Annotated in this window: 29 protein-coding genes and 2 pseudogenes; 16 read left to right on the top strand and 15 right to left on the bottom strand. The window is 42.2% G+C overall.

Annotation, left to right across the window (positions count from 1 at the left end; translation table 11 throughout):
* Positions 1-106: 106 nt before the first annotated feature.
* Positions 107-685, top strand: coding sequence for a TetR/AcrR family transcriptional regulator (locus tag G1O98_RS06470; protein ID WP_163927795.1), 579 nt, complete (start codon positions 107-109; stop codon positions 683-685).
* Positions 686-1,218: 533 nt separating this feature from the next.
* Here G1O98_RS06470 and G1O98_RS06465 read toward each other — a convergent pair.
* Together G1O98_RS06465 and G1O98_RS06460 are read right to left on the bottom strand one after the other, a co-directional pair.
* Positions 1,219-2,382 carry a calcium-binding protein gene (locus G1O98_RS06465; protein WP_163927794.1) on the bottom strand — a complete coding sequence of 388 codons (1,164 nt, stop codon included), beginning with the start codon at positions 2,380-2,382 and terminating at the stop codon, positions 1,219-1,221.
* Between the two features lie 148 nt (positions 2,383-2,530).
* On the bottom strand, positions 2,531-2,719 hold the full coding sequence (locus G1O98_RS06460) for a hypothetical protein (protein WP_163927793.1): 189 nt from the start codon (positions 2,717-2,719) through the stop codon (positions 2,531-2,533).
* 189 nt (positions 2,720-2,908) lie between these two features.
* On the opposite strand from G1O98_RS06460, the gene G1O98_RS06455 reads away from it, so the two are divergent.
* On the top strand, positions 2,909-3,463 hold the full coding sequence (locus G1O98_RS06455; protein ID WP_163927792.1) for a calcium-binding protein: 555 nt from the start codon (positions 2,909-2,911) through the stop codon (positions 3,461-3,463).
* Between the two features lie 550 nt (positions 3,464-4,013).
* Positions 4,014-5,012, top strand: a complete 999-nt coding sequence (locus G1O98_RS41095; protein WP_163927791.1) for a phosphotransferase — start codon at positions 4,014-4,016, stop codon at positions 5,010-5,012.
* An 89-nt stretch (positions 5,013-5,101) separates the two neighbouring features.
* Here the strand turns inward: G1O98_RS41095 and G1O98_RS41090 are convergent, their stop codons facing one another.
* The 3 genes from G1O98_RS41090 to G1O98_RS06435 are packed head-to-tail and all read right to left on the bottom strand — an operon-like array spanning position 5,102 to position 9,557.
* Positions 5,102-5,377: a methyltransferase gene (locus G1O98_RS41090; RefSeq protein WP_322745395.1), complete on the bottom strand. Its 276-nt coding sequence runs from the start codon at positions 5,375-5,377 to the stop codon at positions 5,102-5,104.
* Positions 5,355-6,935, bottom strand: a complete 1,581-nt coding sequence (locus tag G1O98_RS06440; protein WP_163927790.1) for a peroxidase — start codon at positions 6,933-6,935, stop codon at positions 5,355-5,357. Before G1O98_RS06440 ends, G1O98_RS41090 begins: the two co-directional genes overlap by 23 nt.
* A gap of 21 nt (positions 6,936-6,956) precedes the next feature.
* Complete coding sequence (locus tag G1O98_RS06435) at positions 6,957-9,557, bottom strand: family 16 glycoside hydrolase (RefSeq protein ID WP_163927789.1); 2,601 nt, start codon at positions 9,555-9,557, stop codon at positions 6,957-6,959.
* A 301-nt stretch (positions 9,558-9,858) separates the two neighbouring features.
* Here G1O98_RS06435 and G1O98_RS39765 point away from each other — a divergent pair, with 301 nt between their 5' ends.
* The 4 genes from G1O98_RS39765 to G1O98_RS06425 all read left to right on the top strand — a co-directional run bounded on the left by G1O98_RS39765 (position 9,859) and on the right by G1O98_RS06425 (position 11,173).
* Complete coding sequence (locus G1O98_RS39765) at positions 9,859-10,092, top strand: hypothetical protein (RefSeq protein ID WP_243458362.1); 234 nt, start codon at positions 9,859-9,861, stop codon at positions 10,090-10,092.
* Between the two features lie 23 nt (positions 10,093-10,115).
* Entirely contained in the window at positions 10,116-10,238 is a 123-nt protein-coding gene (locus tag G1O98_RS40620; RefSeq protein ID WP_275941763.1) for a hypothetical protein, read from the top strand.
* 189 nt (positions 10,239-10,427) lie between these two features.
* Complete coding sequence (locus G1O98_RS39760; protein WP_243458361.1) at positions 10,428-10,658, top strand: hypothetical protein; 231 nt, start codon at positions 10,428-10,430, stop codon at positions 10,656-10,658.
* Between the two features lie 62 nt (positions 10,659-10,720).
* The gene (locus G1O98_RS06425; RefSeq protein WP_163927761.1) at positions 10,721-11,173 is read left to right on the top strand and encodes a hypothetical protein; all 453 of its coding nucleotides are present in this window, start codon (positions 10,721-10,723) and stop codon (positions 11,171-11,173) included.
* A 45-nt stretch (positions 11,174-11,218) separates the two neighbouring features.
* Here G1O98_RS06425 and G1O98_RS40615 read toward each other — a convergent pair whose 3' ends face one another.
* Positions 11,219-11,350, bottom strand: a complete 132-nt coding sequence (locus tag G1O98_RS40615) for a hypothetical protein (protein WP_265578586.1) — start codon at positions 11,348-11,350, stop codon at positions 11,219-11,221.
* Positions 11,351-11,423: 73 nt separating this feature from the next.
* On the opposite strand from G1O98_RS40615, the gene G1O98_RS06420 reads away from it, so the two are divergent.
* Entirely contained in the window at positions 11,424-12,023 is a 600-nt protein-coding gene (locus G1O98_RS06420; protein WP_163927788.1) for a Uma2 family endonuclease, read from the top strand.
* Between the two features lie 117 nt (positions 12,024-12,140).
* Here the strand turns inward: G1O98_RS06420 and G1O98_RS38940 are convergent, their stop codons facing one another.
* The gene (locus G1O98_RS38940; RefSeq protein WP_175586558.1) at positions 12,141-12,539 is read right to left on the bottom strand and encodes a hypothetical protein; all 399 of its coding nucleotides are present in this window, start codon (positions 12,537-12,539) and stop codon (positions 12,141-12,143) included.
* Here G1O98_RS38940 and G1O98_RS41085 point away from each other — a divergent pair.
* The 3 genes from G1O98_RS41085 (at position 12,425) to G1O98_RS41075 (ending at position 15,096) form a co-directional block, all read left to right on the top strand.
* Positions 12,425-12,823 carry a DUF3854 domain-containing protein gene (locus G1O98_RS41085; protein WP_322745394.1) on the top strand — a complete coding sequence of 133 codons (399 nt, stop codon included), beginning with the start codon at positions 12,425-12,427 and terminating at the stop codon, positions 12,821-12,823. The genes G1O98_RS38940 and G1O98_RS41085 overlap by 115 nt on opposite strands.
* On the top strand, positions 12,817-13,524 hold the full coding sequence (locus G1O98_RS41080) for a hypothetical protein (protein WP_322745393.1): 708 nt from the start codon (positions 12,817-12,819) through the stop codon (positions 13,522-13,524). The genes G1O98_RS41085 and G1O98_RS41080 overlap by 7 nt, the downstream gene beginning before the upstream one ends.
* A gap of 66 nt (positions 13,525-13,590) precedes the next feature.
* Positions 13,591-15,096 carry a hypothetical protein gene (locus G1O98_RS41075; protein WP_322745391.1) on the top strand — a complete coding sequence of 502 codons (1,506 nt, stop codon included), beginning with the start codon at positions 13,591-13,593 and terminating at the stop codon, positions 15,094-15,096.
* Between the two features lie 19 nt (positions 15,097-15,115).
* Here the strand turns inward: G1O98_RS41075 and G1O98_RS39755 are convergent, their stop codons facing one another.
* Together G1O98_RS39755 and G1O98_RS40610 are read right to left on the bottom strand one after the other, a co-directional pair.
* The gene (locus G1O98_RS39755) at positions 15,116-16,762 is read right to left on the bottom strand and encodes a PAS domain S-box protein (RefSeq protein WP_228058478.1); all 1,647 of its coding nucleotides are present in this window, start codon (positions 16,760-16,762) and stop codon (positions 15,116-15,118) included.
* A 9-nt stretch (positions 16,763-16,771) separates the two neighbouring features.
* A pseudogene (locus tag G1O98_RS40610) lies at positions 16,772-17,263 on the bottom strand (PAS domain-containing protein); the annotation flags it as partial.
* Between the two features lie 659 nt (positions 17,264-17,922).
* On the opposite strand from G1O98_RS40610, the gene G1O98_RS06405 reads away from it, so the two are divergent.
* On the top strand, positions 17,923-18,150 hold the full coding sequence (locus tag G1O98_RS06405; protein ID WP_163927786.1) for a hypothetical protein: 228 nt from the start codon (positions 17,923-17,925) through the stop codon (positions 18,148-18,150).
* A gap of 35 nt (positions 18,151-18,185) precedes the next feature.
* The gene (locus G1O98_RS06400; protein ID WP_163927785.1) at positions 18,186-18,401 is read left to right on the top strand and encodes a Rid family hydrolase; all 216 of its coding nucleotides are present in this window, start codon (positions 18,186-18,188) and stop codon (positions 18,399-18,401) included.
* 47 nt (positions 18,402-18,448) lie between these two features.
* Here G1O98_RS06400 and G1O98_RS06395 read toward each other — a convergent pair whose 3' ends face one another.
* The 6 genes from G1O98_RS06395 to G1O98_RS06375 all read right to left on the bottom strand — a co-directional run bounded on the left by G1O98_RS06395 (position 18,449) and on the right by G1O98_RS06375 (position 22,073).
* A complete protein-coding gene (locus G1O98_RS06395; RefSeq protein ID WP_163927784.1) occupies positions 18,449-19,675 on the bottom strand; it encodes a calcium-binding protein in 1,227 nt (408 codons plus the stop codon).
* Positions 19,676-19,677: 2 nt separating this feature from the next.
* Positions 19,678-19,971, bottom strand: coding sequence for a hypothetical protein (locus G1O98_RS06390; protein WP_163927783.1), 294 nt, complete (start codon positions 19,969-19,971; stop codon positions 19,678-19,680).
* 167 nt (positions 19,972-20,138) lie between these two features.
* Complete coding sequence (locus tag G1O98_RS40605) at positions 20,139-20,273, bottom strand: hypothetical protein (RefSeq protein ID WP_265578585.1); 135 nt, start codon at positions 20,271-20,273, stop codon at positions 20,139-20,141.
* A 12-nt stretch (positions 20,274-20,285) separates the two neighbouring features.
* On the bottom strand, positions 20,286-20,579 hold the full coding sequence (locus G1O98_RS06385) for an SDR family NAD(P)-dependent oxidoreductase (protein ID WP_228058474.1): 294 nt from the start codon (positions 20,577-20,579) through the stop codon (positions 20,286-20,288).
* 126 nt (positions 20,580-20,705) lie between these two features.
* Positions 20,706-21,113 (bottom strand): hypothetical protein, encoded by a 408-nt coding sequence (locus tag G1O98_RS06380; protein WP_163927782.1) that lies wholly within the window; start codon positions 21,111-21,113, stop codon positions 20,706-20,708.
* Between the two features lie 45 nt (positions 21,114-21,158).
* Entirely contained in the window at positions 21,159-22,073 is a 915-nt protein-coding gene (locus G1O98_RS06375; RefSeq protein WP_163927781.1) for an NAD(P)-dependent oxidoreductase, read from the bottom strand.
* On the opposite strand from G1O98_RS06375, the gene G1O98_RS38935 reads away from it, so the two are divergent.
* From G1O98_RS38935 to G1O98_RS06360, 3 genes and pseudogenes are all read left to right on the top strand, one after another.
* Positions 22,024-22,278 (top strand): UBP-type zinc finger domain-containing protein, encoded by a 255-nt coding sequence (locus tag G1O98_RS38935; protein ID WP_163927808.1) that lies wholly within the window; start codon positions 22,024-22,026, stop codon positions 22,276-22,278. The two genes, G1O98_RS06375 and G1O98_RS38935, sit on opposite strands and share 50 nt — an antisense overlap.
* A gap of 672 nt (positions 22,279-22,950) precedes the next feature.
* Complete coding sequence (locus G1O98_RS06365; protein ID WP_243458360.1) at positions 22,951-23,178, top strand: sigma-70 factor domain-containing protein; 228 nt, start codon at positions 22,951-22,953, stop codon at positions 23,176-23,178.
* 109 nt (positions 23,179-23,287) lie between these two features.
* Positions 23,288-23,482, top strand: a pseudogene (locus G1O98_RS06360) (sigma-70 family RNA polymerase sigma factor); the annotation flags it as partial.
* Positions 23,483-23,567: the final 85 nt, after the last annotated feature.

Genomic DNA, 23,567 nt, shown 5'->3' with positions numbered 1-23,567 from the left:
GATGAGAGATTATATTTACGATACGGTATCGTAAAAGGTGAGAGAATGTCAACTCAGTAACTGTTCGCAAGTTGTCTAAATACTGATGCTTTGAGATGATAATTGTATGAATAAACCCGTGAAAAATCTGCCAGGACGACCTCGTAACCTTCAATCTCATCAAGCCATTCTGCAAGCAAGCTTGGAACTTCTATCAGAAGTTGGATATGAACGTACAAGTATTGACGCAATTGCAGTCCGTGCCGGAGTTAGTAAACCCACTATTTACCGACGCTACAAAGGTAAAGAAGAACTGATTGCATCGGCAATAGAAAGTTTTAGAGAAGAAGTTATTATCCCTGACACTGGTCGTCTTTGGGATGATATTGATGCTCTGATTGAGAATGCCGCGCAAGTTACGCTTAGTCCTTTGGGACGGCAGACTGTTGCCATGATTATTAGTAATGCCTCAACTAGTCCTCAATTTGCTCAAATTTATTGGACAAAGTATCTGCAACCTCGACGGCAAGCTTTTGCTGTTGTAATTGAACGAGCAAAAGTGAGAAAAGAAGTTCACGCAGATTTAGATCCTAGTTTAGTTTTTGATACGATGAGTGGAATTATGCTTTATGCACAAATTTTTCAACCTCAGACTGAGCCTTGGGAAGTATATGTTCGTCGTGCTTTACATCTTTTAATCAAGTAGCACGGTGATGCCAAGTAGAACAGAGTCAATCAGCTTCTCTACGAGACGCTACGCGAACGTTGTCAGGTACGGGCTTTTACGGACTGTAACACAAGATTTATGTTGAAGTTTGTATGTTTAGCGATCGCATTTCTTGGGTAAGCTTTAGCCTAAGCGATCGCACTTGAAGATAACCCTCGCTCACTGAATCAGATGAAAGCAACAGTCGCCAAAAAGGTTGCCTAATAAGTCTGCTGCAAGTATTGCAGAGTTACAATAATGAGGAAGCAAGTATTATCTTTGTGACCTTCTGTCATCTAAAGTTTTGGCGAGTAGCACCATAACAGTAATTGGAGCAAGGAAGACTCTAAGAGGCTGTTTGAAAAGTCATCTAATGTATGTTTGACTACTCTGGCTATCCTAGAAGTTGAACGAGATAATGGGGGTTCTGGAATTCGCGTTCGCTTCTGTAAGTTGCATTTAAGGCTCAAACTGACACTTTTCAAACAACCTCTAAGTCCCACTATTTGGTTGAACTTATACAATCTTTGAGATTAAACCAGTTGAATATCTAAATTAGTTTGAAAACCAATAGGCTTATTTTCTAGAATGGCAAATCTAGATTCTTGGAAGAACAGAGAACCATTTAGGGGATCATAACTGAAGTCGCTAATTGAAATAGCACCAAAACCTGCTTGAGAAATCTGGATTTTGTCACCTTCAACAGCTTTGAAATCTTTGATAATATCAACACCCTCTAATACATTGGTAAAAACAAATTTATCTGCACCTAGTCCCCCAGTGAGAGTATCTGCACCTAACCCCCCAGCAAGTGTATCGTTCCCGCTCTTACCAGAAAGTGTATCGTTTCCGCCATTGCCAAATAATACATTATTTTGCCTATCTCCAACAATGGTGTCACTTTGATTTGTACCTTTAACATTATCAAAGTTTATAAATTTGAATTCAACTGTGCCTATGTTAGGAACATTATTAATTACGAAACTTTGACTTTCAAGGTTAACGTTAACTGATGCATCTCCAACTACAAAGGGTGCTGAAGGAGCAATTGAGGCATCGATAGTGTTATTTGCAACGCTAGCATCAACAACAAGATTTTCAAAATTACCAAGTAAATCTCTACCTAGCCCACCACCTTTTTGAAGAGTTCCATCAATGAAGATGGTAGAGCTTACACCTATTTTGCTATAATCAGCCGTATCAGTACCATCTCCACCATTTAAGGTATCATTGCCTGCACTACCTCTAATAATGTCATTGCCGCCGCTACCAGATAATTCATTATCAACAGCATCACCAGTAATAGTGTCCTTTTGATTTGTACCAATTACATTCACAAAATTTTTCACACTGACTATTATTGGTGGCGAACCGACAACTCTAATTTCTAGTTTTTCTTTGGATAAATCAGCTACTATCGATACATTGGTACTGTCAGTAGTTGCATCAATAATATTAGTCTGTCCTCTAGCACCAATAACAGTTTCAAAGAAATCTCTAAACGTATCAGTTCCAATTACGCCTTTTTGAATCACCACTGGTTGAAGTGTTACAGGTTGTTCTAAGTTACTGTAATCAATGGTATCCCTACCATCTCCACCAGTAATCGTATCATCCCCTGCACTAGCGATAATTCTGTCATCCCCAGTAGTTCCGATCAAAATATCGTCCCCATCAGTACCTATAATTGTTGCCATAATCTTGCTTTACCTGTTTTTGATTAACTGCTGTATACTAACTTGTTATCAACTGTATTTTCTTGAAAAAATGTTGCAAAATATAGCTATTAACTAAGATTTCCCCGCAGACATTCTGCTCTGGAGCGACTACGACGTATGCAGAAACTCATGCTTTGCTGCGAATTCGGGGCAGAATCCGAGGTTTGATTTCTTGAAGGAATGCTGGAATGATGATCCGGCACTGATGATAATGATCAAGAAATTGTTGGCGAAATATCCGCAGTGGGGTGTTGTGATTGTGGATGGGGAATTGGTTGATTGAATGGGTAGCGATTACCCATTCATGCGGTGCCATTGGGTGATTTCTACCACAGGTTGCGCCTACAGGGATGCTCCCTAAGTCCCTGTAGGTGCAAATATACACAAAGAAAAATTATCCAAGAACCAATCTCCCTTTTCCACATCTCGTGAAAAGTCAGACACCTTGATAACCCGCAACTTGGGTTATTATGTTTTTGCAGATATGTGATGTCGTAAAAACCGCATGAACCATTTCTTAGATCGGAAACTCTCTAAACGCTTCCGCACCTTCGATGACGATCATAATGGCTTTATTGAGCAGAGCGACTTTGAGATGTCTGTTGCGCGTCTGGCTGAAGAGTTCGGTCATGATGAAGAATCCCCTGCTCGACAACGGCTGCTCGATGTTTGCTTAGGCTTGTGGCAGCACTTGTTGCAAGTAGCCGATACAAATATCGATGAGCGCATCAGTGAGGCTGAGTACAAAAGAGCGTTCGCGTTGGGACTGCTAGAAACCCCCGAAGCATTTGACCAAGCCTATATGCCCTTCCTTGAATCGATTATGGATATCGTTGACCAGGATCGTGATGGTCGGCTGACCGTCACTGATGAGATCCGATGGACTGGTGCTTTAATGCACCTTTGTGAGCAAGATGCCCGCGATGTATTCCGTCACCTTGACAAGGATGAAGATGGCTTCATTACCACCCATGACCTGCTCGAAGCCATCCGCGCCTATTACTTTGACGACTCACTCGATTCTCCTGGCTATTGGCTGCTTGGTTCTCTCGATTCATAACCTTTAAAGACCTGCAACACGCTTATACATCTCGAATTTGTCAAAGATTGAAGGTATTACTGAAAGTCTAATGATTTCTAAACACAGAGATTGGGTGTAGAGTCAGGCGGTATTGGGATAATGCACTAGGAGCATAAACGCTCAAGGGCGGGTTGTCGCTTTCCATCGCTTATGTGAAGGAGGCAGTGCGAACGAAGATTGGGGTCAAGTCACCGTCAGCCTTTTTTGTCGCTGCTTGCAAAGAAGGTAGAAAGCCGGAGGCAGCACAGGTCAAGTCCAAGTCGAATGCGAAAGCTTTGTTTAAGTAGGCAAGGCAACAGAGGATTGCAATTGCAATGTTGGGGGAATATGTGTATGTGTATACGCGCCTTGGATGAGGCGGTGGCGTTAGCCGAGATGATACGGTGGTATCCAATGCAGAGGTAGGGTTTATATAGGGTTTGCTGAAAAAGCAGGAGGCTGTAAAGCAAGGTTATTCATTGGTCTTTAAAGTCAGGTTAAACTAACAAAAAAGCATTTGCAATTATAAAAACACTCCTTGAGGATCTGTGTGAATTATCTTGATGGACTACTTTGGACACAACAAAGCTGGCTTGAGCAAGCCAGTAGTTGGATTAATTGTGAGTTACATCAAAAAGATATCAAACGTATTGATTCAATTAAGCAGCTTCGCGTTCGTCACTGGTCAACAGTTCTGCAAATACCTACAAGCATCGGCAACATTTATTTCAAAGCAGTTGTATCAGAGCTTGCTTATGAAGCCGCACTTAGCCAAGTTCTATCGCATCGGTATCCTCAATGTATGCCACAAGTTTTAGCGATTAATGGGGAGAAAGGTTGGCTACTTATGCTTGATGGAGGGATGATGCTTCAGAACACTCTGAAAATTGAAGATGACATTAAACATTGGCAGAACCTTTTACCCTGCTATGCAAAATTGCAACAGGATTGTACCAAATATCTTAATGAGTTTCTGAAACTGGGTGTGCCTGATCGTCGTTTAGCAAGCTTGCCTGTTAGGTTTCAACAACTGCTAATGGATACCGAAACGTTAGGGCTGAATCAGCCTGGTGGACTTAATTTACTCGAATATCAGTGCTTACAGAATCAGGCTAACTTATTAGTTAAATTATGTGAAGAACTAGCGACCTTTGGTATACCAGAAACTTTGCATCATGGTGATTTACACGATGGGAACATTTTTATTTGCGATGAAAATTACTTGTTTTTTGACTGGGGTGATAGTAGCATCACTCATCCTTTTTTCAGCCTCCATAGTACCTACGATTGTTTGAAGAGGAGATTTAAATTAGCAAAAAATTCATCTTGGTTTGAGCGACTCAGAGCTTTCTACTTAGAACAATGGGCTGAATATGAGACTAAAGAAAGACTCCAACAAGCGTTTGAGCAAGCTCAACAGTTGTCTCCTATTGTTGCAGCTTTGAGGTGGCTACCAGTTTTATCCACAATGAATGCAATCCATCGAAACCAATATATGGAAGCAGTTCCAAATTTATTAAGGGAGTTTCTAAGCATGATCTCAGTTTGATCAGGATAAGTAAGGTGTTGTGAATCTACTTCCCATCTTCCCATCTTGCTGCTCGTAGCTGGGCATCAATGAGGCGTTAAAGGCATTAGTTACTGCTTAGAGGCGGTGCTAATACGATCAGCATTAGGAATAAACTCAAAAACTATCACTCTTCCATCAGCAACCAGCGCCTTCTTAATTTTTCTCAGTAATTTTTCACACATCACCACATCGAAATGATGTAAACAATTACAAACTGCTTGATTGGTAAGGGTTTTAGCTTTTCTTAGTGCTATTTGAATAAGGGGAAAGGGAAAAAGTAGAAACCCTTCACCTTTCCCCTTTACCCGACTTTTAGAGTCCTTATTTGCTTGGTGAACTACCACTGAGATTTTTTAAAAAACTAATCGAAGGAGAGAAAAAATATTCCCCACCTTTGAGAGTGACAAATTGACCAAATTGATTTTCGTCGGGAATTTCGGGCTTGACTGTAGATTTACCCCACTGTGATGGCCAATTTTTTGGGGGTTTAGGAGCTTCATTAATCACTGGATCGGCTTGCTCACCCAGCTTTTGACCGATAACCGCGTCTAATCCCGTTTTATCATAGTTTGGATTTGTGCCACCAGAAATACCAGGTTCAAGGAAGTTGGGATTATTACACCAAAAACGCTGAATAAACTCAAACTGCTCCCAGATATCTGATTGGTAGCACATGAAAAGTAATCCAACTCCATTGGTGGGAAGATCATCTAAATTATCAGAACTGCTGAGAGGTCCTCCATAGGTAATACCACGTCGAGCAATTCTGTGTCCTAGTTCTTCCTCCTTCGACTTAGCGAAAGGACCATCTGCTTTCACAGATTCCAATCGGGGATTACTTTTACGGATATGGGCATGAAAAGGACAAGTCAAACCCAACTTATCACCTTGATAATTGAAATCGTTGGGGATAGCGGGTTTGTTTGTGTTCGCCCAAGCACCGTTACCAGGTTGCAGGACAATAGGTGAACCATCCTCGTAACGTCCCACTGCCATCGCTCCTGCTAATTCTCTTGGCAGTCCTAAGCTTTCTCCTAACTTAGCTTCAGCAGTTTTGAAACCTTGCACATTCTGTTCGAGTTTGCGAAAAACTAAGAAACTGCCAAAACTAACGTCTGCCGTCTTGCCATTTGGGTCGGGAATTAAAACCAACTTTAAAGGAGCAGCTGGTTCCCAGAAACGAGTTCCTTTTAGGCTTTTCTCTCGTTCGTACTGTTTTTTAAGAAAGATAGGTTGACTAACACCATCAGCATAACCAAAGTGTTCGACAACTACACCAAACTCATTACTAGGGTTAGTCGTATCGGCAGTATCAAATTTGCGTCGTAAGGTAAGCCCACGCTCGATGGTTCTGACTGTGGCGACATCTTTGAGTTGTTCAAGAATTTTAATTTCCTGAGCGATTAATTCCGCCGGATCATCGTTAGCAAGGAGCAAAACTGCATCAATTGAGTTTTGAAATCCACTTTCCCAGTTACTCGTAGGCGGATCAAGAAGAACTGAGGCGCGATTTTTCATCCCTTCTTGAAAAGCATTGGCGTAAGGTGGAGCCGTTCGTTTCTGTGGGTTTGCTCCTGTAGGTATTTTGTTTGCTGGGATGCCGAGACGAGCATAACCACTAGCACTCAGCGCAAAATGGGTGAATAAACCCGCATCAACTTTCTCTCGTTTATAGCGTTCTGTTCCATCCAATTGGGCTTTAGCTGAAGTAACGTCTAATCTAGCAATCCACTTTTTGACGTTTTCGATCTGATTGGGTTTATCGAAGGCGATAAAAATATGGGCAGCATGATCTCGTCCATGCCCGTTAAGGATGTTTCCTTGTAAGTCTTTGAGAACATCTGCAATTTGGGGATTATCTTGATCAATTGGCCCTGAATTGGTCGTTAAATCTAATGGCATAGTTATTATATTCTCCGTGTTTTACAATTCTTTAATGCGGATATTGCGGAACTGAACAATTTCGGTGTGGCATTGTAGGGCTATATAACCTTCCCTCCGCTTTGGTGCAGCAATAGTAGTGCTAGATACTTTCTCACCATTAAGAACTACAACAATCGAATCGCCTTGAACAGTAATCTCGTAAACATTCCAAGGCCCATCAGCTGTAAATCTGGGACGGATTACCTTACTCATCCCCTGTGTGGCAGGAGCAAGAGTATAAATTGCGCCTGTCTTCTCACGGAATCCCCCAAAGATTGATTGAGGATTTCTATCATCTCGATAATTCTTCCCAGTTTCATCGATTTGAATTTCTGTACAAGCTTCATAGAAAGAGTTGTCGAGGGATCTTCCTGTAGGATCTGGGATACGTAAAAATATTCCAGAGTTCGCACGTATAGAAAAGGCTTTCCACTCTAGACGCAGAACAAAATCTTTGAATTGCTTCGGTTGATAATAGAGCAACCCTAAAACACTATCTACGCCAGCTTTCCCTGCTTCAATAATAGGAGGTTGTCCTAAAGGCTGTAAAGGTGTAAAGTTTGCAGCCCCAACAGAACGCCATACACCAGGAAAATTACCGTTGAAGAGAGATTGGAAGCCAGCATCTTTGTCTTCAAAAGGCTTTTCTTCTTGATATCGCTCAGTAATACCTAAAGCTACTTTACGAGCCAGCACTAACCCTGTAGGCACGGGATTCGCCGAGCCTGCTGTGGGGAACAAGGACTGATCGGCACAATAAGCATTGGCAACATGATGAAAGCGTCCATGCACGTCAGTTACAGATGTCTCTGGATCATCTCCCATCCAAAGAGTACCGCACTCGTGATAAGTAGTTCCTAAGCCGTCTTCAACAGCATCAACAAGTACGATATTGGGATTAGCGTTAGATTCACCTTGTCTTTTGCCAGCTTCTTCAACGGTCACATTGGCTAACCGAGCAATGAATTGGAAAGCTGCTGCCCTCTGTGCATTACGAAGTTTCAATACCTCGTCCGTTTCCACAAGTTGAACATAGCCTTCTGGGTTGCCAAAACGGTCTTTAGCTGAGGGGCTGGTATCCATCCAACTAGTGTTGGCACTACGTACCCCGCCATATTCTACTGGCGCTTCTTTGTCACCGAAATCTTCCCCACAAGTTCTTATCCCTACGGTGATCCATTCATTGGCATCTGGCTCACCTTTTAGTTGTTGGGCTTTCTCAAGTAGGTCATCGCGATCGGGTATCATCTGATAAAGAGAGTACTCGGCGTTATTGCCAGCATTGGGTGCTGCGTAAAATTGGAAGTGAAAGCGTCCAGTGAGGTTATTGGAGTTTAAATCTGTTGCTGTACCCTCAATCTGTAAAGCTGCTTGCTGTAAAACTTTATCCTTGAAGATATCTTTTAACAATCCTTCTTCTTCTAAGATAGGTAAACTTTCGAGGTGGGTGCGGCTTATCTTCCAAAGATAATTACCTCGGATATGAACCATCAGGTTAGCTCCCATACGTTCTTTTGTAAGTAACGCTGGGCGAGGAAAAGAGTTTCTGGCTATGCGGGTTGAATTGACACAATTAGCGGCTAAAACTACCATCCCTTGCTCAGGAACTGTAATGTTTTGAACTATCTCGCCTGCACCAACTGGGTCATTAACAGCAACTCTTATGCCTCGGACAACTCCCTCTTGTGTTTCTAAATTTAGGACAGTAACGTTTGGTACTAAAAATAGATAGCGATCTTGATCATTATTGTTTGACCTTCCTACATCCTCCCGAATCGCACTTAAAAGACCAGGTAGACTGCTATATTTATCTGGACTAAACAATCCGGATAATTCAGATTCAACTTTGACTGCGATCGGTGGTTGAAGCACACGATCAATTGAATAACTATCTACTGGGAGGTTGAATGGAGTTAATTTACGAGAGCGTTTGAGTAAAGCTTCGTAAAGTCCGCCATAGATAAAGTCCTCTTCTTTGCCACGCCGATCAACATCGTAATCTGCGCCAATTTCTTGAGTGATAAAATTATAGCCCTGTTCGCTCTTCAAGAATGCAGAGACTGAGTTTGGCCACTGAACCAAATCAGCAGTAGTCAAGGAAGGAGACCAACCACCCCAAAAAAGACCTTTCCCACCAACACAACGATGATGAGGTCGGAATTTTCCGGCAAAATCGCGTCCAAATGGAACTCCTTGCCCCTCTGATGTACCATTTACGTTAATGATTCGATATTGTCCTTCAGGTAGAAGATTAGCAAGAGGTAATTCATAAAGTCCTCCTAATCCCAAAGGTAGGTTTTGGAAATGTTCGTGAATCAAAAATGGGCCTTCTTGAAGAACTAAAATTTTAGGGCGAGGACGACCAGACCCAAAATTCTTTGTTTTGTTATATATATCGGTTGCAAAATATGCGCCATACATTCCCGATCCAACTACAATAACGTCAAAGCCACCTGGTACGGCTGCTAAAGCTTCATCTAGGGTATTGCAAACAAACCTGGAAAGGGCATCACGATTGAATGATGTATCCTGAATACCACCTGGTGCTATTACAGGTTCACCTGATGGATTAAGGAATTTAGCTAATTTTTGTAATGGCATATTGATTATTAGATTGACAACTCGAAATCTATGAAAGCAGTCTTTATGAGAAAAACTACGATGTTATCTACCTCCATTTTTTGATTCTGAGTAACAAAATAGACACGTTTATTGGAATAAATTTTGAGCCTGATTTCATATTGAAATATATCCAAGAGATGAGAATTTACGTTCAATACGTCAAGTCGCTTTGATCGAATTAAAGACTCAAAATTAGGGTTTCCCTTTAACTGTCTTATCTGCTGATTTTTAGCTATTTATGCAGATTTCAGAAAAATCATCGATTTGTTGAAGACTTCATGTGATTATCCCGATTGAAGATATGCTGTGGGGATCGCAGCAAAAGCCCTCAGTCAATCAGCTATGGCAGGAGTGTTGGACGGCTGACCCCTACGGTTCTAGGTGGATGCCTCTGACAAGTGCTTTGGGTTACAGTACTTTTATCTCTGCAAAGAAAATTCTCTCCGAAAGTGGGTTGTTCATTTTCAAGCAGGACTTGTCGATTCAGGATGGACGCGAGACGTTGCTTGGCTGATCAAGAATTTTCATGGTAGCCGGATGAAAGAATTTTGGGGGAAAGCCAATTCTGCGTCACTAAAACCAGATGCTGAAAAACGAGAACCTTATGCTGATATTTCAGATAAAGATGCTGGCTCTGAAGAAATGGGTGCTTTGTATTAAGCGTCTATTTTAGGTAAAGACCAGTCAGAGCATGGGTTCCAGGAAACCTCGCAAACTACTCAGGAACAGCTAACGGACTCAAATGATGAGTTCGTTAGCTGTGTCTCTGACACGCTAAATGAGATTTCGCAAGTTGAGGAGACGGCTCATGCGCCCTTGAGGGGCGCGTCGCCTCAGACTGTTGAAAGCGTGTCAGAGAACGAGAAAGACTCGCCTACGGCGAATGACTGTACATCGCTGGCGCTTGTGGAAGCTGCACTAAGTCAACCTGCTCCGTTGTTGGCTGAAAAGCAGGACTGTGGTATTGAGGCGGCAGTCTCTCATGAAGGCGATTTTTCCGCCGCGCCCGTTGCCCAAAATGAATTTTCTTCCAAGGAAGCGATCGCCAATCAAATACAGGGGCAGGTAGAACAAGGTTGAATGGCACTAAGTTAAGCTGAATAGTAGGCAGCGTAAGGATTGTAGAGGAGCAGGGGGCAGGGGTGCAGAGAGGAATTTCTAAATATCTGTTCGTATGCCTAAAATTTCTTCTTTCTCCCCTGCTCCTCCGCTCCTCTGCACCCCTGCTGCCTCAACGATTTTCCCTTTTCTTAGTGCCATTCGAACAAGGTTATTCTGCTTTATTGATGGTTGAAAATTCAGTTTCGGGTGGAGAAGTGAAAGCAGATCATGAGGGTGAAAGTTCCGCCGCGCCTGTCCCCAGTCCTGAAAAATGGTCGCATGAGGCGATAGTTGCAAGGGCAAATGCGCGACCGGAGCGTATGCATAAACTTAAAGTAGCTGAAAATTCGGGGCATAATCCGGGGTTGAACTTTTTGCAAGAGTGCTGGAATGATGACCCGGCACTTGTGATAGTGATCAAGAAGTTGCTGGCGAAGTTTCCGCAGTGGGGGATTGCGATTGTGGATGGCGTGTTGATGAAGTGGAATAAGTAACGGTTCACCATTTCAACTACTAGCGTATTGTAGTACTCGTTTCCATTAAGAGCGCCAAGCCGTCTCTACCAACATTTCCTTGCCATTGGTGAACTGGATGAATTCTTGCCCAAAGGCAATAAAACACATCAGTAAGCAGCCGATGGAAGCACATCGCCCACTTGGAGGTTGCGGCATTCTATCGTTCAATAGCAATTCTTCTTGACTTTGCAGATAATAGTTTTAGAGCTAATTATTTAAGAGGTTGATTGTGGTCTTTGCTCAAACCAGTCCCCCAGATATAATAACAACTCGCCTGACGTTAGACGAGTATCGGGCTATGGAAGAAACCAACCCCGAACGCCATGAATACCGTAACGGAGAGATTATTACTATGTCGGGAGGGTCGGAATCTCACAGTGCCATCGCCAGCAACTTCTTAATTTACTTAGGGTTTTTATTGAGAGACACCGATTTTCGTTTGTATAACAGCGACTTGCGAGTTTGGATTCCCGAATATCAGTGTGGGACTTATACCGATTTGATGGTTGTTAATGGTGAACCAGAGTTCAATGGCAATCGCAATGATGAAATTCTCAATCCAATGCTTATTGTCGAAGTTTTATCACCCGTGACTGTTGCTTATGATCGAGGGGACAAGTTCAGAAAATATCGCTCGATTGCCAGCTTCTGTGAATATCTGCTTGTGAGTCAAACTGAACCCTACATTGAGCAATATCACAATTTGGATCGTAACAGTAACGATCGCTGGCTATGGCAAGTTCACTCTCACCTTGAGCGCACGATTATGCTGCACAGTTTAAACGTAGAAATTCCCCTGACTGAAATCTATCGTCGCATTAATTTTTAAGGCTGCTTAACTCTCTGAGAATAATACCAACAGAAATTTTCATGAATCAATATACCAATCATATTAGATTGCTTCTCAATTATGACTTTTATCAGGGGCTTTATCCTCTGGAACTGATTAGTGAAACTCGTTACCAAAAGAAGCACTTCCAAGAAAGCTAGAAAAAGTAACTAGCATCCAACCGAAACAAATATGTTTTTGAGTTCGCCAATCGTATCTGTCTTCTATTGTCGGGATTGTATTAGCTTCAACAATTTCTAATCCCCAGTAGCCTAACGCACTGATGCCAAACAACATAGCGCTGACGATAGATAATTTAGCTATGGCTTTGAGAATGCAATTGCTTAAACTAGGCGGTGTTTGAAAGGATTGTCTGTGACGATGATGGATAGCTAATTCACTTGGAGCTACGCAACTGCGCGGCGAGTTGTTCACCACCAGCGATCGCAATTCCGGGAGTAAACGCTGGATACCGCACCCCCCAAGATGAGTACGGTACTGCCATCGGTAAACCATCCCTGATTCCCGACTTGAAACATTTCGCAACACAAGGGAGGCAGGTTAACATTTGCTTTGACCAGGACAATAAACCTGAAACAGTCCAACGGGTAAGAACTGCTATCAGTCGTATGGGACGGTTGCTGGTAAATGAGGGCTGTTCCCTGCGAGTGATTGATTTACCGTTAGGGGCAGAGAAAGGGGTCGATGATTTTATGCTCACGGTCAACCGGCATTTGACGCGCTCTACAACACAGCCGTTGCATTGGAGTTGTGGGAGATTAAGCTGTTTACTTTGCTGACTTATCCGCCTGCGATGTCTGCGACGGGCTACGCCTACGCACTTAACCAGCGCTTCTTGGATCACTTGCTTGTTCCATCAGGTGAAAAACTGATTATCCTCAAGGCTCCCAAAGGTACTGGTAAAACCCAATGGCTGTCTACTGAGGTGGCGAAGGCGCATGACCTTGGACGTAGGGTATTAATCATCACCCATCGGATTCAACTTGGTGAGGCATTATGCGATCGCTTTGGAGTGAATTATGTCACAGAAGTTCGCACGAATGAAACAGGTGCATTATTAGGATATGGCGTGTGTGTGGATTCACTACATCACGAAAGCCAGGCGCGATTTAATCCCAACGACTGGACTAACGATATTGTGATCATCGATGAATGCGACCAGGTATTCTGGCATTTGCTTAACTCTGGTACTGAAGTGCAAAAGCGTCGGGTATCTGTTCTCAAAAACCTCAAACAACTGGTACAGAATGTTTTGGGCAGCAGTCAGGGAAAGATTTATTTATCAAGTGCCGATGTTTCCGACACAAAAGTAAAGTATATTTTATCACTCGCTGGAGAATATCGGGTTAACCCATTCGTCATCGTCAACAACTATCAGCCCGTTTCGGGCAACTGTTACAACTATTCTGGCAACAACCCGAAGAATTTGATTGCCGCACTCGACAAAGCGATCTCCATTGGGGGTCATCATCTATCTTGATGGAGCAAGATAGACAGCGAATCTGTTGCTGATCCATCTCATGCGGCTTTCGGTTGTATCGCTCACTTGAACGAAATTCTCACCCAGTATGATTTGGTTATCGCATCTCCAAGTTTAGAAACTGGCGTATCCATCGACATTCGAGGACATTTTGATGGTGTATGGGGGATATTTCAGGGAGTGCATGTTAACTCCGTGCGTCAGATGTTGGCACGCCTCCGGGAAACTGTTGACCGTCACATTTGGGTCAGAGAGTGGGGGATGTCGGTTGTGGGCAATGGTTCCACGTCCATAGGGGGATTGCTCAGAAGTCAACACGTCGCAACACAGGCTAACATTGCGCTGTTGTCGGCGGCGGATAATGACGATTACAGCTTTGTTGACCAGAATTTTCAGCCCGAATCTTTGCAAACCTGGGGTAAGCGTGGTTCTGTGATTAACGTAGAGATGCGGCGCTATCGGGAATCGGTGGTTGCGGGTTTGGTCGAAGATGGGTACACGGTTATTGATGCCTCGGATGCCGACGATGATGAGAGTGGGGCTGTAATCGAGTCGGTTAAGGCGGCATCTGTTGAATTGTATGCTGCTGAGTGTAAAGCGATCGCGGATTCTCTAACCATCTCTGATGCCGAACTCAAGAAGCTGCAAGACACAAGGGCGAAAACGAAAATCGAGCGACACCAGCAGCGCAAGGCTGAATTATCCCGTCGCTACGAAATTGACGTAACCCCTGAGCTTGTCGAGAAAGATGACGATGGGTGGTATCCCCAACTACGGATGCACTATTATTTGACACTGGGGCGAGAGTTTCTGACGAACCGTGATGCCAAAAGAGCTACATCGCAGTTAGAAGCTGGGGAGAATTCGGTTTGGAAACCAGATTTTAACAAGGGGCAGATGTTGCCTGCTGTATTGTTACTCGAAAATCTGAATCTGTTGCAGTTTCTTACACCAGACGTTCAGCTACGGGGGACTGATGAGAAGATGGTGGAGTTTAAAGCGCTGGCTGTAAAGCATCGGCACGTTATCAAGAATTACTTGAATGTCAGTATCTCGGAAAAACTGACTTCAGTAGCGTTCCCGCTTCGGGTTGCCGAAGGCATCGCTCAGAAGTTACTTGCCAAGATTGATTTGAAATTGGCTTACGTTGGTCGATTGGGCAAGCGTGAAAACCGGGAGTGCGTTTATCAATTCGTTGCCCCTGATGACCAGCGTGATTCGATTTTCGAGCGGTGGTTAAATCGGGATGAAGTATCATACAGTGAGTTGGTGTCAGTCACTAATAATATAGTTTTATCGACACCAGTGATTGACACAACCTCCCAAATATTAGAAGAGGTAGTGTCCAGTCCTCAAGGACAAACCTGGAAAGGGCTGAAGCTGAAATTGCAGCAAGGCTTGGACAGTATTGGCTCTTGCTACACTGAGTTAGTCTCCAAGGTTGGCGAGGCTGTTGGCGTTGCTGATGGTGAGCCTTACTGGAATGGCTATCTGGGACAGTGGCAAGTTTGGGTTAAGTTTGGAGGCGGGTGTAGGTCTGTGGTCTGTGATTGGTTGGCGGCGGTTAACTGAAATCACACTTTCGACCAAGTTAACTTTGAGCCTGAGCCAGAATCGGTAAGGTAATCACAAATTCTGTTCCAACACCCAAGGTAGAATTCACATTCAAAGTTCCGCCATGTTTTTCTACAACAATAGACTGAGCGATCGCTAATCCTAATCCTGTTCCTTTACCAACACCTTTGGTAGTAAACAAGTCGTCAAATACTTTTTGTTTAATTGATTCACTCATCCCTTGACCATTATCAGCAATCTTCACTTCAACCTGTTTGTTTTCCAATGAGGTGGTAATCATAATCCGATTAGGATTGGCTTTAATCTCCCTAAAACTCCGGTCTGTACTTGATTCATCCAAGGCATCAATAGCATTCGCTATTATGTTCATAAATACCTGATTTAATTGACCTGGAAAACATTCTACTTCAGGTAAATTACCGTAGTTTGTGATAACTTCAATCTTTGGACGTTGCTCATTTGCTTTCAGACGATGTTTGAGAATTAGAATGGTACTATCAATTCCTTGATGGATATTGAAAGGTTTTTTGTAGTCTTGATCAGCACGGGTGAAAGTGCGGAGACTGGTACTGATATTTTTCAGCCTGTCACATGCTATCGTCATCGAATCAATCATTTCGGGAAAATCTTCTAAGCTATATTCCAAGTCAATTTCTTCAGCATGGATAAGAATTTCATTTCCAGGAGTTGGAAACTTTTCTTGATAAAGCTTTAAGTGTTCAACAATATCAGCAAAGGTAGGTTTAGCTTGTTTTACACTGGCAGCAATAAAGCCCAAAGGGTTATTCATTTCGTGAGCTACTCCAGCAACCAATTGACCAATAGAGGACATTTTTTCGCTTTGAAGCAAATGAGCTTGGGTGCTTTGAAGTTCTTTAAGAGTACGCTCTAAATCTTCCGCTTTTTGCCGTAAATCTTCTTCCGCAGCTTTGAGTTCGCTGATATCCCTTGCAATCGTCGAGAAATATTCAACTTCTCCCTCAGGTGATTTGTGAGCAATAATCACCTGGGATATGGGAATTTCTCGTCCATCTGCTTTTAAAACAGCTGTTTCCCCAACCCAATCACCGACTCTAACTGATTCTGGTAATCCTTGATTCTGGATAATCTCATTTGCCCATTTCGGATGATTTTGGGACAAATTTCTCTTATGAAGGGATTCTTCTTCCCCTAGCTCCAACATTCTACGAGCTGCTTTATTAAAGTAAAGAACCTGCCCAGTTAAGTCAGCAGTACTGATAAAGTCTGGTGCTGCTTCTAGAATTGCCAACAACTTCGCCTGTTCTTTCTCGGCTTGTTTATGCTCACTAATATCACGAGCTACACCAACAGTCATTATCACTTGACCTAGTTCGTTACGGATCGCAGATTTGATTGTATGGAATAAGCGTACTTCGCCATTGTATCGAGTTACTGGCTCTTGGGGAATTTCTAAGGTCTGTCCACTTTCAAATACGTAGGTATCATCTTTGATATATTGCAGGGTATGATCTGCTTCGCTGAAGGGTGCATCAATCATATTTTGAAGCTGTGACTCACTCATTCCGTAATAATCACGAAATGCCTTATTTGCCCAAATTATTCGAGATTTAGCACCTTTAACCAGTACCATATCTGTAATTGCATCAAGAATTTGCTGATAAGTCTTTTCGTTTTCGTGCAGAGCGTTTTCAAAAGACTTTACTTTTGTAATATCCTGCACTGTGGAGACAATACTAATTACCTTGCCATCCATGTTAGTTATCGGAGTGTGGCACCAATCACAAATCATCACTATTCCATGTTTTGTCAGGTTCTTACTGAGATTATTACCTCCCACTTTCTCTTCAATTAATAACTCCATTATTTTGATGGCTTGTACTCTCTCAATTTCTGGCACAATTATTTCTGATACCTGACAACCAAGTACTTCGCTTTTGCTGTATCCAAATAGTTGTTCAGCAGCCAGATTCCATTCTATTACTTGAAACGCTGTATTCCACTCAATTAAAGGCAAAGGATTTCTTTCTATAAGTAATAAAAGTTTATCTTGCAACTGTTTCAAATCTGGCTCTGCTAATTGATTTTCAATTTCCTGACCATTTCTACTGGCTTCATCAACTTTTAGCACTTGGTTTACAGAAAAATTGTTACCGGATTTAATGCCTTGCTGTTGAAAGTTCATCCTGTCTAACTGACTAATATATTTGCTTGGTACTAAAATCTAGGATTCCCTATTCTTTGGGTAATGTAACATTCCTCTTTCTAATAGTATCCATCTCTTGGAAATCGTAGTAAAAAGAGAACAATTCTGAACGCAGAAGTACGTCCCTAAGACTAACTTGAACGAGATGCAGCTTACGCAGATAAAATACAGACTCACTTAAATAAAATAGAATTTAACAGTACATTTGTACCAAAATAAAGTTATTTACAAATCACCAAGAATTTGATTTTCCGAAGTTGCAAATGAATAGGCAATATCCTTCGGTACGAGAAACGGAAAACTTGCACCACTGCCAACTTTATTTGAGTCCTGTTTTCTGTGAGAATGAACAAGAAGTTACTACTTTGATCTATTTCCGTAAAATATTCTATTTATTTAGGTCTTAGCTACTATTAAAATTAACTAAAACGGTTGTTTTTTAGCCTAGTATTAACTACTGATTAGTTTGATTGTATTTATAATCACGTCATGATAAATATATATTATAATTCCGGATACTACTAAAAATTTAGTATTTTTATCACCCATAACATCTGATTTTAATGCTAAGTCCAATCCTCGTACTCAAAAAGAGCCTAGTCTTGAACTCTCTGGAAACGAATTGAAAAAGCACGCCAGTGGAAAGCGCTGTTACCCTTGGCTGGAAAGGGCTAAAACTGAAATTGCAGCAAGGCTTGGACAGCGCTGGCTCGTTCTACAATCAGTTAGTCTCCACAATCGGGGAGGCTGTTGGAGTGGCTGATGGGAAGCCGTTTTGGAATGGGTATCTGGGGCAGTGGCAGATTGCTGTTAACTTTGCTGCGGGGTGTAAGTCTGTACTGTGTGATTGGTTGATAGTGGTTTAATTGTAGATACATTTGGAAGGAGATTCCACAATTAAATGAGTCGTCAATTCATATCTTCTGGTTCTATCTTTGAGCAAGAAATTGCTTATAAGAGAGCAGTTGTTGATGAAAACTGGGTTTTTGTTTCTGGTACCACGGGTTTTGATTACAGTTCGATGACCATATCTGATGATGTTGTAAAACAAACAGAGCAGTGTTTTAAAAATATTAATGCTGCACTAACAGAGGCAGGACTGGTAATGCAGAATTAATCTATACAAATCTAGTTACGTAGATTTGTATAGATTAGTTGAGTTAATTAACCAGCAGGAGTTACAAAAATATTGGTTGCACTAAAAGCTAAACCTGGAGAAAGCTGTGCAAATTGGAATTGAGCCATTCCACCAGCTCCATCGTAATCAAAAGAGAGAATTCCTGTACTATTGTTGTAGATAAATCGGTCATCATAATCGCTCGCTTGCGAACCTATTACAAAGCAATCGCTGCTGAGAGTACCCCAAGCTAATCCAGAGCCAAATGGGGAGCTAAAGTATATTGTATCTTCTGACACATTGAAATCTTGAATAGTATCAATACCAGCATCTGCTCTATAGTAGAACTTAAAAGAGTCCAGTCCGCTTCCTCCAGTTAGAGTATCATTGCCACCTTGACCTTCAAGGTAATCGTTCCCTGCTCCGCCAACAAGTTGGTCATTACCACTTTGCCCATAAAGATCGCCATAAAGATTATCGTTGCCATCTCCTCCATCGAGATAGTCGTTGCCTAAATCTCCAGATAAGTTATCACTGTCTGCTTCACCATAAAGAGCGTCGTCTCCATCGCCTCCATTGAGGTAATCAGTACCAAAGTATCCCAACAAAACATCATTACCTGCATCCCCAAAAAGTTGATCGTTACCATTCCAACCATCTAAATTATCGTTACCAGATGCACCACGAAGAGTGTCATCACCATTATCTCCAAATAAGATATTGTTGGCTTCGTTGCCAGTAATTGAGTTATTGAGTTGATTACCAGTTCCTCTAACAGTTAATCCGATCAATTGTAAATTTTCTACATTTGCTCCCAAGGTGTAATCAACGTTTGCACGAACGGTATCAATTCCCTCGTTAGCATTTTCTATTACAATGTCATTGTTATAGTAAGAAAGGCTAGAAACAATATAAGTATCATTTCCCGAACCCCCATACATATAATTGATGCCATCACCTCCATCAAGGTAATCATCGCCAGCACCCCCATAGAGACTATCGTTACCTCCTTCACCATAAAGGCGATCGTTTTGATCGCCTCCATTAAGAAGATCGTTCCCGTACCAGCCAAATAAGATGTCTTCACCCGATCCACCAAATAGCTGATCGTTTCCATCGCCTCCATCAAGGTAATCATTACCACCACCGCCATTCAAGGTATCATTGCCGCTATAGCCATACATTTGATCGTTATATACTGTTCCTTGAAGGTTATCATCTCCAATTCTAATACCCCCAAATATAAACAGCTCAGAACCTTTAATAATTGCCATATTTAGAACTCTTGAAAAACTTCAACTTTGAATATAGAAACTAATCGGGTAAAACTAGGGGAAAGAAAAATAAAATAGCAGATATCTATTAAAAGGCGATAAGCAATAAGAAAATCCCCTTCATCAACCGAGATATTCCGTGAAGCTACGTGTTCTGGTATTTCAGTGTCCGCCGTTAGACAAACCAGTGAGAATTGCACTTGCTCATCTTTAACCAAAGACTTTCGGCTGGCTCCAGGTTTGGTATAGTTAACTTGCTCTTGAAGCTGAGTTGTAAACGATTTTTGGGTCATCACGATGAGTCTCCTATAGTGCTGTGATGGTGGATTTTATTTCAGAAAAGACAGGTATCGTTGTCCAACAGTGGGGACAAAACCAGCAAATTTTATAGTGCTGAATGTGCCGTAGTAATGGGTAAGAGGAATAAAGACAGTCGTGCATGATTATTTACCTCTGTCATTACTCATGGAAAAACAATCTTAGGAGTAGCTGCATATCCTAGATAAAGATAGGCAGCAGATCGCAGCACAATTTCGGAATAGAGAATCTTTTGGATATCCAAAGAAGGCGCACGTTTTGCAGTGAAATTGTAAGCCATATGTAATTTTGTTTACCACGCTGCCGCCCATTCTTGCAAATATGATCTGATGAACATCTTGGACATTTCATAGCGATCGCTCTCATTCATATTTCTATTCTGCACGGCACTGTCGGCTTGAATGGCAAGAGCCTGGACACCTAATGCTTGCGCTGCCTGCACGATTTCGTTAGCGCGATCGGGTGAACTGGTATATGTAAAAGCGACATCAGCACCAACACTTGCTAAACGTTTGACGATCGCTGCCCCAATACCGCGACTGCCTCCAGTAATGAGGGCGCGTTTATTCTTGAGTATGTGGTTCATATTAGATCCTGTACAATGAGAAATTAGATAATTCAGTGTGTATTTCTAATGAAAGAAAACTGCTCTAAATTGGGAGCAAGCAAGTAAACAATAACAGATGATGGTGATTAAAATAATCGAAATAATTCATATAATCTTTTCTGGTTCCTGAGTGGTTTTCAATGCCCAGATGCCAATCCAAGAGCCGAATCCATCCACAATTAATGTCAGAATGGCTGTGATTTGGAATAGCAATCCCCAACCTGCAAAGGAAACTTGAGACACATGATCCGAACTAATCACGATCAAATGATTGTAGATTCCAAAAAGAACTGATGCTGCCATTGAAAAGAGCAAGAGCCAGCTACCAATGCGGTAAAACTGTGTCCAAAGTAAAACGACTGCAATGATGGGAATCGCATAAATCACAGTACCCACAAACAAACTTTGAAGTATTGAGAGGGGAACTGGGATTTCCACATGGGCTAAACCATGCAGTCCGTGTACGATCGCATGGATGACCACGATCGCTGTTCCATATTGAGCAATCTTCATCTTTCTTCTCCCTTCAATTCTTAACTGGCATGAGCCACGGCGGTGTTAACCTATCCATTCCAAGGGTCGGGGCTGAAAATTTAATTCACGTTTTGCCTTAGCATTTGATGCGCCTCGCATCTGAGTACCATAATAGACAGCATCCGCACCACTAATTCGCAGAGCATCCTCAACCGATACCTGCGGAGGTGGTGGAGCATTGAGCCATTGGGCATAAGCAGAAAGCCACTCGCGTACCGCTAAGGGTTGATCGTCCGTAATTAGGTAAATGCCAGGATTGCCTCGTTCTGCTGCTGCAACTGTGGCGATCGCAGCATCCTCAATATGAATCCACGACCATACACCTTCCCCATTCTCAACGATTGGGAACTTTTGCTGTCGTACCTGTTGGGCAACATCGCCATCAGGGGCAAACCAAGTACCGGGTCCGTAAAGAAAGCCATAACGCAGAGCAATCCCTTCTAGGTTGGGGCTCCCTAGTAAGTGATGTTCGATTTCAGTGACTATGTGAGCATCTGCTGCAACCGCAGGCGAGGCATCAAAAGCTAATGGCGTTTCTTCATCTGCCAAACCTGCCCCGGGAATCGCCCAGAATGCGATCGACTGTCTCAGATAACGGCGCACGCCAGCCACTTGCGCTGCCGCCAGCACATTAGCACCCCCTTCTCGACGGATGCGAGTATTCAGGGCTGATGCTGCGCTCATCGACTCGCTAGTATAGGTTTTGGGTAGGGAAGTGAGTTGTTCAATCACCACTTCCGGCTGAGTGCGGGTGATAGCAGCTTTAACAGCATCTGCATCGAACACATCTGCAATCGCTAATTCCACGCCTTGTTCAGCTAAAGTTTTTGCTTTTTCTAGAGAACGTGTCAACGCAACTACTTCATGTCCTTGCGCTAGCAGTTGCGCGATTAGCGGACGACCGATTGCTCCCGTTGCGCCTGCAACAAAAATCTTCATTTGTGAAGAGTGTATCCTAATAAACAGTCACTGGGTGCATCTGCGTATTTGTCAAAGTTGCGGCAAGATGCTGTGTTGTGATTTTTCTCTTCATCAACATGCCCGAAGGCATTACGAGGAAACTGGACATTCAGTAATTAGCTCGGCTGAGTTAGGAGAACAGTGGTTATGGTGTTTTTTGGATGAGCAGGCAAAAAACTATTAAATTGAGGCGAGGCAAACACGCTTTACTGCCTATAAGGGTGATTTCTATTTTCCCAACGCCTCAGCCAATCGCCCTTATAGGCAGAGAGCTTTGACTTATCGCCCACAACCAGTATCATCTGAAATTTTATGCGAAGAATTATTATTGGGGTTACCCCTCTTCTGTCACTCTCCGAAAACATTTACTATTTCTAAATTCTAGAGCTTTTGTATAGCAAGCAATCGCACGCTTATTTTCTAATAACAAATACAAGACCCATTTTTTTCTAATAGGATAGCTTGTATTGATTGCCTTATCAGGCTTCTAGCGATCGCCCTCCCGGAGAGTGACAGATTCATCTGGTCTATGCAAAGCGTTTTTAAGGCTTGTTAAAATATGAAGCGAATTTGAACATATTCTCTCTTGAAGAGAGGATATGTTCAAAGCTTAGCGTAGCGTCTCTTTGATTTAACTCAGCCAAATTTCTTTGTTATTTTAAAGCTTAGTTATAAAATAAAGCAGCCTTTAGTATTTACCTATTTGAAGATTTCAAGTATTATGTTTATAAGTTTATTTCCCCAAAATAAACATTTATTAAGTCTATTGTTAAGATTTGATTGGTTAGCTAATTCTGGAAATAAAACATTCTATTCAAACGAAAAATAAAAGTATTCGTCACAATTAATTAAAAGTATGCCCAGCCCAACTACCGACTTAGTTCGCTCCTACCTCAAAGAAATCGGACGCTACCCTCTGCTAACTCCTGAGCAAGAAATTACAAACGCAAGGGCGTTGCAGCAGATGATGGCGATTGAAGAACAACGCTTAAGCCTCGCACTTGAACTAAACCGACAACCAATAACAATTCGCAATTCGCAATTAATAATAGCCCAAGCATTTATACGAGGGCTTGAATATTGATGCTATATGTTTTGTTTTTTTTCATAATTGAAATTACAGGCTTTGATTCCAAGATGAATCAATTATCAATTACGTCCGCAATTGCGAATTGCGAGTTGCGAACTGGAGACGGCTAGTGGTTTCTGTTGCGAAAAAGTACCAGAATCACAATTTAGATTTTCTCGATTTGCTTCAAGAAGGGGCATTAGGTTTACAAAAGGGGATCGAAAAGTTTGATCCCAACCGAGGCTATAAATTATCGACCTACGTTTACTGGTGGATTACGCAGTCAATTACACGGGCGATCGGAGAAAAATCTCGCACAAACCTTGTTTTGAGGAAATGTTGTGCAATTTTTCTCACTAAGTGCAAACTTATATTTCCAAATGTTGAGCTTTATTTAGTCTTAT

It is taken from the genome of Nostoc sp. UIC 10630, assembly GCF_010747425.1.
Taxonomy (GTDB): domain Bacteria; phylum Cyanobacteriota; class Cyanobacteriia; order Cyanobacteriales; family Nostocaceae; genus Nostoc.
Note: the sequence above shows the minus strand (reverse complement) of the source record. Positions and strands in the feature narration are given on the sequence as shown.